This is a genomic window from Methanothrix sp. (assembly GCF_030055635.1).
Lineage (GTDB): Archaea > Halobacteriota > Methanosarcinia > Methanotrichales > Methanotrichaceae > Methanothrix_B.
The window spans coordinates 59,343-68,226 of the sequence record NZ_JASFYM010000012.1; the positions used below are offsets into that span (position 1 = coordinate 59,343).

The following is an 8,884-nucleotide window of genomic DNA, read 5'->3' on the forward strand; positions in this document are numbered from 1 at the left end:
ACAAGCTTTATGTCTTAAAAGCATTTGGAGAAGAGAGCGACTTAGGGGAATTGTATGCGACTTTCGATGGAGTTGGAGCTGCAGGACGTGCCGGGGCAACTGCTCCTAGCACTGCAACCCATAAAGGATGCAAGAGGGAACATAATCAGCGTTGTGCACCACAGGGACAGGAAGACACCCAGGGGCACAGTGCCTGTGAGGCTCATCGTTGAGATGGACAGATCGAAGCTGGATGGCGTCAAAAGAGAGCTGGAGAAGAGCGGGATCGTCGTTGTGCGCGCAGGTGAGGAGCGGTTCATAGAGGAGGTCTCGGTGATACTTGTCGGCCATGTTCTCGACAGCGATCTCGGCGATACTGTTAGCAGGATCGACTCGACAGGGTATGCAGAGGTCATGGACCTCTCCCTCTCCATGCCTGGCGTTGATGAGCCATCCTCGGCGTACATGAAGATCAGGGCCACAGGAAAGGAGGAGATGCAGAGGGCTCTGAAGATCCTGCGTGATGTTGGAGCTCAGAAGAAGCTGCTCGTGATAGAGCCGGTGGAGGACGATCTATGAGAGAGGTCAGGATCTCGCTGATCGGCTACGGTGTCGTCGGTCACGGAGTTGTTGATGTCATCGGCAGGAAGCGCAAGATGCTCAGGGAGCTGGGACTGGATCTTAAGATCGTGAGCATCACAGATCACACAGGCACGCTGATTGAGGAGGATGGGATATCTGGGGAGAAGGTTCTCGCCCATAAGACCCTTCAGGAGATCGCGAACTCTGAGATGAGCGCGAAGGAGACCATAAGATCCGTGAACTCAGAGCTGGTGGTGGAGGTCACGCCGACGAACATAGTTCATGGACAGCCTGGCCTGGGCCACATGGAGGAGGCCCTCTCCAACGGAAAGCACGTGGTCACCTCAAACAAAGGCCCTCTTGTTGTTGCATACAATAAGCTGAAGCGTCTTGCCGATGATAACGGGGTGATGCTCAAGTTCGAGGCGACCGTCGGCGGCACCATGCCCCTGATCAATCTCATAGAGAGAACGCTCGTCGGGAACACCATTCTGGGGATACGCGGCATATTCAACGGCACATGCAACTACATCCTCACAAGGATGGCCGATGAGCAGTATCCGTTCAGCAGGGCCCTGGCTGAGGCGCAGGAGCTTGGATATGCTGAGGCAGATCCAACATACGATATAGAGGGCGTCGATACCGCTGCAAAGATAGTCATACTGGCTAACGCGATATTCAACATGAACGTTAAGTACAGCGATGTCCAGGTGAGGGGCATAACAGAGATCACGCCTGAGGCCCTTGCGCTTGCGAAGAAGCACGGCTATGTAATAAAGCTGATCGGCGAGGTGCCGGCGCTGACGGTCAGGCCGATGCTCGTGCCCATAAAAAGCCCGCTCGCTGTTGGCTCCACTCTAAACGCAGCTGCAATCTACACAGACCTCTCAGGGACGATAACGGTCACGGGTCTCGGGGCTGGGGGTGTGGAGACCGCAGCTGCGATACTGAGCGATATTGTGAGCATCTACAGGACAAAGCGGGTGGATGCGATATTCTGATGACAGGCTTCGCGAGATTCGCAGAGCTCTGCGAGCGGATATCACAGACATCAGGCTCCCTGGAGAAGACGGACATACTCGCCTCCTTTCTCTCAGATCTGGAGCCAGATGATCTGAGGATCGTGGCCGGCTTCGTCATGGGAGTCGTCATACCAAACACAGAGCTCGGCGTGGGCCCGAGCCTCCTCTACGAATCCATATGCAGGGCCACGGGTCTGAGCACAGAAGCGATAAAAGAGCTTCTCAGGACCACCGGAGATCCCGGGCTCGTCGCGTACAGAGCTGTTGAGAGGAGAAAACCGCTCACGCTTGCGGCCTTCTCCGGAAGTGATGGTCTGGATATAAAAGATGTATATCAGAGGTTTCTCTCGATAGCAAGGGCCTCCGGCAGGGGCAGCCAGGACATCAGGGTGAAGAACCTCCAGTACCTCTTCAGCGAGGCATCGCCGCTGGAGGCGAAGTATATAGCCAGACTTGCGATGGAGGACATGAGGATAGGCGTCGGCGAGGGTCTGGTACGGGATGCGGTAGCAAAGGCATTTGGAGCATCAAAGGATGATGTGGAGAGGGCGTACAACCTGACGAATGATCTCGGGCTGGTCGCAGAGCACGCGAAGCTCGGAAGGCTGAACGAGCTGGGCATAAGCATAAACCGCCCGATCAAGATGATGCTCGCACAGATCGGCGAGAGCATCGAGGCGTCGCTCGCAGAGGGCGCGACTGCTGTGGAATGGAAGTTCGATGGCGCCCGGGTCCAGATCCACAAGGATGGCGGAAACGTGAGAATATTTTCCAGAAGGCTGGAGGACGTCACATCATCCCTGCCCGAGATACGGGAGATCGTTAGAGACCATGTCAGGGCGAAAACAGCAATCCTCGATGGGGAGGCTGTGGCAACAGGCGAGGACGGGAGGCCGCTTCCGTTCCAGGAGATCCTGAGGAGGTTCCGCAGGAAGTATGGGGTCGCAAGTACAGCGAAGAGGATACCCCTGAGCCTGCACCTCTTCGACATAATTTATGTGGACGGGGTGAGCCTTCTGGATAAACCTCTGGAGGAGAGGCGTGGGGTTCTTGTCAGCGTGGCGGATCCTGAGATCATCGCTGAGCAGGTTGTGACGAACGATGTCTCAAGGGTGGAGGAGATCTACAGGGAGGCGCTTGCAGCCGGGCATGAGGGCGTGATGCTCAAGAATCCCGCATCTGTTTACTCTCCGGGGAAGAGGGGCAAGAACTGGCTCAAGATAAAGCCGCTTATGGAATCCCTGGATCTCATTGTGATCGGGGCTAGGTGGGGGGAGGGGAAGAGGGCGAACCTTCTCGGATCCTACAGGCTCGCGTGCATCGACCCTGATACAGGGGAGCTGAAGGACGTCGGCTGGGTCGCAACAGGGATCACGGATGAGATGCTCGCGGAGCTCACCGAGATGTTCCGGGAGCTGATAGTCAAGGAGAGCGGGATGGAGGTGGAGGTCCATCCGCAGATCGTATTCGAGGTCGGATACGAGGAGATCCAGAGGAGCCCGAACTACTCATCGGGCTACGCCCTGCGTTTCCCCAGGCTTATTGCGGTGAGGGATGACAAATCACCATCTGAGGCTGATACGCTGGAGAGGATCAGCGAGATATACCGGCTTCAGAGGGGCAGATCAAAAAAGTGAGGAGCTTTTAAAATGATCGTGAAGAAGCTGAACGAGCTGAGTTCAGAGGACCTGAAGGTTCTCCTTTCGAGAGAGATCGGAATACAGGACGTCCTGCAGAGGGTCAATGACATAGTGATGGACGTCGCAGAGAACGGCGATGAGGCTCTCAGGAGATACACGGAGCAGTTTGACGGGGTGCGAATCGAGAGCTTCAGGGTCTCAGAGGATGAGATTGAGGAAGCATACGATGCTGTTGATGAGTCCGTTCTCAATGCTCTTGAGATCGCAGCTCAGAACATCTATGCATTCCACGATGAGGAGCGCACAAAGGATCTCTGGCTCTACCAGGTCGCGCCCGGGGTCGTAGCAGGTCAGAAGGTCGTGCCGCTGGAGAGCGTCGGAGCTTACGTTCCCGGCGGTAGAGCCGCATATCCCAGCTCTGCGCTGATGTGCGTTATTCCCGCAAAGGTCGCGGGCGTTGAGAGGGTGGTCGTGTGCACGCCTCCGGACAGATCCGGCAGGATCGCCCCGCTAACGCTTGCAGCCGCGGATATCGCCGGAGCAGATGAGATCTACAAGCTTGGGGGAGCTCAGGCGATAGCCGCCATGGCGATAGGCACCGAGAGCATCGAGCGGGTTGAGAAGATAGTCGGGCCCGGTAACGTTTACGTCACCGCAGCGAAGATGCTCGTGAGGGGTAGCGTCGAGATAGATTTCCCAGCAGGCCCCTCAGAGGTTCTGATCGTAGCGGATTCATCTGCTGATCCTGAGTTCATAGCAGCGGACATGATCGCCCAGGCAGAGCACGATCCGTCATCCATAGCGGTCGTGGTCACGACCAGCGAGCCGTTGATGAGGGCGGTCGAGGCCGAGATCTCATCTCAGATGGAGAGGGCGGAGCGGAGGGACATAGTCCAGGCGAGCCTGGAGCGGTGTGCCATTCTCTTCGCAGAGAGCATGGACGATGCGATGGCGTTCTCGAATGCCTTCGCGCCGGAGCATCTGGAGCTGATGGTCAGGGATCCGCTGGATGCTCTGAACATGGTCAGAAGCGCTGGGTCTGTGTTTCTCGGGCACTACACTCCAGTCGCAGCTGGTGATTATGCAACAGGGACGAACCATGTGCTCCCCACAGCCGGCTATGCGAAGATCTTCTCAGGCCTGAACATAGATGCGTTCACGAAGAAGATATCCATACAGAGCATGACCGCTGATGGGCTTGAATCACTTGCTGATGCCATAATAAAGATGGCCGAGTCCGAGGGGCTGAGGGCACACGCGGAATCGGTGCGGATCCGGATGAGGAGATGATTGGCACCCGGGGCGGTGTTCTCTGGTGAGGCTCGCAGAGCCAGGCGGAAGCTCCATCGATCATGGGGCTGCGCTCAGTGCGTTCCGCTCTCCCCATCGAGGGGGCCTGCGTCCTCGAATCCCTGCCTCTGGCCTGTGCCCGCCATCCTGGTCAGCTCCTCCGGCCTGAAGAGCAGCCTGACCGCGTTCAGCGCGTGCTCCGCCGCCCTTTTCTCAGCAAGCCTGACCAGAGCGCGCTCGTCCTCAGCCTCGTCCTCATGTACGAAAACCTCTATGATATGCCTGTTCGTCATGAGCTGGGCCATTATAAGGCCTGTCGATGCCTCATGAGCGCAGACCTTGTCGATGGGCGCAGCGCCGGGCATACCCAGTGCGATGACAATGTCGCACCTGTGCTCCTCGATGAGCCGCTTTGCAGCCACGGGGAGATCCTTCACGCCCGGAACAGTGTACCTTACTATCTCCACGGACGCGTGCTTCTTTATCTCGCGAATCGCGGCCCTGGCCATGTCATACCTGGCAAATGTGGTATCTGCTATACCTATGCGTTTCATGGTGTGAGCTCCTGTACGGTGTTCTGCGGGCTTTCACACATTGCTGGCTCACTGCCTGGGTGTGTGGTGCCAGACAATGCTCTTGCGGGGAAGTTTATTCCCATGCAGGCAATTGATGATACGGTATTTATAGGCATAATACATTTGGACATCATAAATCAAGATCAGCACAAACCGCATACTGGAGACGCATTTTCATGAGCCTTTCATCAGTTGGCACCAGTCTGAAATCGCTCTGCGATTCGATGTCTGATAACGTCGCCTCTGCGGTGAGCAGCATAGCCGGAACATCGGGCGCCGGCTCACACATAAAGATTGGAGCTGATGGGACACCCACAAAGGCGATAGATCAGATCGCGGAGGAGGCGGCGCTCTCTCCTCTCAGGAAGTTCGGCAGCGGATTCAGGGTTCTGAGCGAGGAGATGGGGGAGAGCGTCATCGGAGAGGATCCAGCGTACTTCATCCATCTCGACCCGCTCGATGGCACATTCAACGCGATACACGGGATCCCATTTTACGCAGTTTCCATCTTCATAAGCGATGGCACAACGCATCTGGCATACGTGCGCGACCTTGTCAGGGGAACCAGGTACTACGCGGAGCCCGGGAGCGGAGCGTACCGTGAGGATTCTGCAGTGGATCGGATAAAGGTGTCAGGAACCTCAAGCCTCAGGGACTTCAGCATCTCCGCTTACACGATGCGGCCGAGGACATCTAGGATCGTGGGCGTTGGAGATGTTGTGAGAAGGATGAGAAACCTGGGGGCTGCATCGCTCGAGCTCTGTTACGTCGCAGACGGGAGGCTGGACGCCTTCATCGACCTCCGCGGCTCTCTCAGGGTCGTCGATGTGATCGCCGGGATCCTCATAGTAGAGGAGGCAGGGGGCACGGTCACAGATTCTCTCGGAGAGAAGCTCCACCTCAGCAGGAATATGTGGGAGAGGACGGACCTGATAGCTTCAAATGGTCTCATGCACAGAGAGATACTGAAGCTCGTAGAGGGTGGTACCCATTAGAATAGGCTTTGTCTCCAGGAACGATGCTGAATCGATAAGACTTGCAGGATCTCTCATAGACCACTTCAGGGACAGGGCTGAGATCTTCGTCGAGCCGGAGCTCGCAGAGCATCTGGGACTGAAGGGCACGCCGGTAGGGGAAATGGATGTTGATTTCATAGTTTCCATAGGCGGTGACGGTACGATCCTCAGGACGATACACAAGATGGAGGATCCCAGGCCGGTTCTCGGCATAAATATGGGTACTGTGGGGTTTCTCGTCGATGTCGAGCCTAAGGATGCGGTCAGGACCATAGAGCATCTGCTTCTCGGTTTTGAGGTTGATGAGAGGACCAGGATCGAGACACTGCTGCGGGGTGAGAGGCTCCCGCCAGCAACGAACGAGGTCGCGCTCATAACATCCAGTCCCGCGAAGATGCTCGATTTCGAGATAAAGGTCAACGGCTCTCCCCTTGAGAGGCTTCGCGCAGACGGCATGATATTCGCGACATCCACCGGATCCACAGCATATGCGATGTCTGCGGGCGGGCCCATAGTGGATCCGCATCTGGATGCGATAGTCCTGGTGCCCGTGGCTCCATTCAAGCTGTCAGCCCGGCCCTGGGTGATCCGCGGGGACAGCGTGATAGAGGTCGACCTGAAGCTCCCCGGAAAGGAGGCGCTGGTTGTGGTCGACGGACAGACGATGGCCACGGTCACGCACGGTGATGAGATAGTCATGCGGAGAGCTGAGAGGCCGGCGCGGTTCGTGAAGGCCAGCAGAGATGGGTTCTACGAGAAGGTAAAGGCAAAGCTCGTCTGAACAGCGATCGCAGTGTTAAAGAAGTGAGGTATGCGCGAAGCTGGAGATCCATTCATCTCTTAAACACAAAATCATGCCCATGCGCTTTTATGTTGTGAAGCTCGGCGGAAGTCTGATCGGATGCGCGAAGGAAATTGTCCGGAGGCTCTGCATTCTCGCTGAGAGCGGGTACGGTTTTCTGGTGGTTCCAGGAGGCGGCCCTATGGCGGATCTTGTGAGGGAGCTCTACGCCAGGGGCATGGTGAGCGACGAAGCTGCCCACTGGATGGCGGTTCTCGCGATGGAGGAGTACGCCTATCTCCTGGCAGACGGGACCGGCGCTGAGCTCGTGGATGATCCATCTCCATCGCAGGGTCTGCGGATCCTGAGGCCGTACAGGTATCTACTTGAGGACGACCGGGGGCTGGAGCACAGCTGGGACTACACATCAGACTCCATCGCTGCTCTTGTTGCATGCCGGCTAGGCTCGGACATGATAAAGGTGACAGATGTCGATGGGGTTCTGATTTCAGGGAAGCTTGTGCCTTATGTGAGAGCATCTGAGCTCATGGGGTTTCTTAGCTGCATGGATCAGGGCTCTCTGAGGATAATCGACTCCTGTGGGATAAGATGCTTCGTTCTCAACGGATCCTCTCCCGATGAACTCATCGCGATGGTGGAGGAGCTGCCTGAGAGGTGCCGCGGGACTGTGATCTGTAGCAGGTCGCTGGAGTGTTGCTGAGATCCTCCCGAGCGTTCTGCGAATCTCATATCAGGGAATCATGAGATTGGAGAGGCCCATCTCCGCGAATTATCGAAGAGCGGGATTGAGTCAAGTGGTGGATCGTCATTCTACGCCAATCCGATAACAGGATGAGCCACTGGAGAGCAGATCGTTGAGGCATGACAGAATCGCATGACAGAACCTGCACCAAATGGCATGAAATCATGATTCCATGCATCAGCGCGAACGATCGCCCTTCAGTGAGCGCACGGCGAATGCATTTTCCCGGCTTTTTGAGCGTGTGCGATCCAGATCGCAAAGTTTATAGCAGGACGTCAAGAAGGAGTGACCGGAGAAGCATGAAAGACGTACCAGAGAAGTGTATATCGTGCGGTGTTACCCTGCTTGGCACCGGAGGCGTCAGATTTCCATGTCCGAGCTGTGGTGTGATCATCGCCAGATGCAACAGATGCAAGAAGCAGAGCAATATCTACACATGCAAGAGCTGTGGTTTCACCGGCCCGTGAGGTGTTAAAGATGGGAACTGTAGCCGCAAAGATCAGGGTCATGCCTGAGAGCACTGAAATAGACATGGAATCGCTGAAGGAATCCATCAGGTCAGCTGTTCCACCATCCGCAAAGCTCCACGCAATGGATGTGCGACCGATCGCATTCGGCCTCAAGGCGCTGATAGCCGTTGTCCTGCTCGACGACAAGGCAGGCGGCGGGACATCCGAGGTAGAGGAGGCGTTCTCAAAGGTGAAGGGCGTGGAGTCGGTCGAGGTCGAAGAGGTAGGCCTCATCTGACCTCCCTTTCGTGGGCACGTAGATCAGCTGGAAGATCGCTACCTTCGCAAGGTAGAGGCCGCGGGTCCGAATCCCGCCGTGTCCATCAGGTTTTCGAGCTCAACGTGGGTTTCCAGCAGCCTTGCCATCGACGTGAAGATGGATACGCTCTTATCCATGATGACTTGCCAGAAGAGGCACGGCCCAGCTATGCGTTCTTGGATAATGAATGTGTGCCTTCAGCAACCTGCTTGCGCGATCTCTAAGTTGCTGAACACACAAGAGCGGATAGATAATCGAGCTGAGGTGACTTCCTCTCCGGCCTGAAGGCCGGAGCTTCCTGTCTCATTGATCTGTTTCATCCGGTATCTCCACAGGCTCTACCCCTCAGTCCGAGGGTGAGAATGTTTAATGCCGCGTTGAGATCCCGATCAAGCCTGAGCCCGCATCGCGGGCACTCGTGGACTCGATCCTTCAGCGTTTTCGGTACGATGATACCACAACCTGAGC

At 56.3% G+C, this 8,884-nt stretch carries 11 protein-coding genes and 1 tRNA gene; 10 read left to right on the forward strand and 2 right to left on the reverse strand.

The annotated features are described in order from the left end of the window. Window positions 1-54 precede the first annotated feature (54 nt). From QFX31_RS06245 to hisD, 4 genes are read left to right on the forward strand one after another with little or no spacing between them, the layout of a single operon-like run. Window positions 55-558 (forward strand): amino acid-binding protein, encoded by a 504-nt coding sequence (locus QFX31_RS06245; protein WP_348531255.1) that lies wholly within the window; start codon window positions 55-57, stop codon window positions 556-558. Beyond that, on the forward strand, window positions 555-1,562 hold the full coding sequence (locus tag QFX31_RS06250) for a homoserine dehydrogenase (RefSeq protein WP_348531256.1): 1,008 nt from the start codon (window positions 555-557) through the stop codon (window positions 1,560-1,562). Before QFX31_RS06245 ends, QFX31_RS06250 begins: the two co-directional genes overlap by 4 nt. Then, the gene (locus QFX31_RS06255) at window positions 1,562-3,220 is read left to right on the forward strand and encodes an ATP-dependent DNA ligase (RefSeq protein WP_348531257.1); all 1,659 of its coding nucleotides are present in this window, start codon (window positions 1,562-1,564) and stop codon (window positions 3,218-3,220) included. The genes QFX31_RS06250 and QFX31_RS06255 overlap by 1 nt, the downstream gene beginning before the upstream one ends. Before the next feature lie 12 nt (window positions 3,221-3,232). Next, window positions 3,233-4,513 (forward strand): histidinol dehydrogenase, encoded by a 1,281-nt coding sequence (gene hisD / locus QFX31_RS06260; protein WP_348531258.1) that lies wholly within the window; start codon window positions 3,233-3,235, stop codon window positions 4,511-4,513. Window positions 4,514-4,587: 74 nt separating this feature from the next. Here the strand turns inward: hisD and ribC are convergent, their stop codons facing one another. After that, the gene (ribC, locus tag QFX31_RS06265) at window positions 4,588-5,067 is read right to left on the reverse strand and encodes a riboflavin synthase (protein ID WP_348531259.1); all 480 of its coding nucleotides are present in this window, start codon (window positions 5,065-5,067) and stop codon (window positions 4,588-4,590) included. A gap of 197 nt (window positions 5,068-5,264) precedes the next feature. Between ribC and QFX31_RS06270 the strand changes: the two genes are divergently transcribed. The 6 genes from QFX31_RS06270 (at window position 5,265) to QFX31_RS06295 (ending at window position 8,480) form a co-directional block, all read left to right on the forward strand. Continuing rightward, window positions 5,265-6,083, forward strand: coding sequence for a bifunctional fructose-bisphosphatase/inositol-phosphate phosphatase (locus tag QFX31_RS06270; protein WP_348531260.1), 819 nt, complete (start codon window positions 5,265-5,267; stop codon window positions 6,081-6,083). Then, window positions 6,070-6,885 carry an NAD(+)/NADH kinase gene (locus tag QFX31_RS06275; protein ID WP_348531261.1) on the forward strand — a complete coding sequence of 272 codons (816 nt, stop codon included), beginning with the start codon at window positions 6,070-6,072 and terminating at the stop codon, window positions 6,883-6,885. The genes QFX31_RS06270 and QFX31_RS06275 overlap by 14 nt, the downstream gene beginning before the upstream one ends. Before the next feature lie 73 nt (window positions 6,886-6,958). Further along, a complete protein-coding gene (locus QFX31_RS06280) occupies window positions 6,959-7,606 on the forward strand; it encodes a uridylate kinase (protein WP_348531262.1) in 648 nt (215 codons plus the stop codon). Window positions 7,607-7,947: 341 nt separating this feature from the next. Continuing rightward, complete coding sequence (locus QFX31_RS06285; protein ID WP_297760919.1) at window positions 7,948-8,115, forward strand: HVO_2753 family zinc finger protein; 168 nt, start codon at window positions 7,948-7,950, stop codon at window positions 8,113-8,115. A 10-nt stretch (window positions 8,116-8,125) separates the two neighbouring features. Next, the gene (locus QFX31_RS06290) at window positions 8,126-8,395 is read left to right on the forward strand and encodes an elongation factor 1-beta (protein WP_348531263.1); all 270 of its coding nucleotides are present in this window, start codon (window positions 8,126-8,128) and stop codon (window positions 8,393-8,395) included. Window positions 8,396-8,407: 12 nt separating this feature from the next. Beyond that, window positions 8,408-8,480: transfer RNA gene (locus QFX31_RS06295), tRNA-Ala, on the forward strand. Window positions 8,481-8,732: 252 nt separating this feature from the next. Here QFX31_RS06295 and QFX31_RS06300 read toward each other — a convergent pair. Next, the coding region (locus QFX31_RS06300) for a zinc ribbon domain-containing protein (RefSeq protein WP_348531267.1) at window positions 8,733-8,884 on the reverse strand (152 nt) is incomplete at its 5' end.

Coding starts and splice junctions, on each gene's coding strand:
- QFX31_RS06255 (WP_348531257.1), top strand. CDS start 1,562: ATGACAGGCTTCGCGAGATTCGCAGAGCTCTGCGAGCGGATATCACAG.
- hisD (WP_348531258.1), top strand. CDS start 3,233: ATGATCGTGAAGAAGCTGAACGAGCTGAGTTCAGAGGACCTGAAGGTT.
- QFX31_RS06270 (WP_348531260.1), top strand. CDS start 5,265: ATGAGCCTTTCATCAGTTGGCACCAGTCTGAAATCGCTCTGCGATTCG.
- QFX31_RS06280 (WP_348531262.1), top strand. CDS start 6,959: ATGCCCATGCGCTTTTATGTTGTGAAGCTCGGCGGAAGTCTGATCGGA.
- QFX31_RS06290 (WP_348531263.1), top strand. CDS start 8,126: ATGGGAACTGTAGCCGCAAAGATCAGGGTCATGCCTGAGAGCACTGAA.
- QFX31_RS06250 (WP_348531256.1), top strand. CDS start 555: ATGAGAGAGGTCAGGATCTCGCTGATCGGCTACGGTGTCGTCGGTCAC.
- QFX31_RS06245 (WP_348531255.1), top strand. CDS start 55: ATGCGACTTTCGATGGAGTTGGAGCTGCAGGACGTGCCGGGGCAACTG.
- ribC (WP_348531259.1), bottom strand. CDS start 5,067: ATGAAACGCATAGGTATAGCAGATACCACATTTGCCAGGTATGACATG.
- QFX31_RS06285 (WP_297760919.1), top strand. CDS start 7,948: ATGAAAGACGTACCAGAGAAGTGTATATCGTGCGGTGTTACCCTGCTT.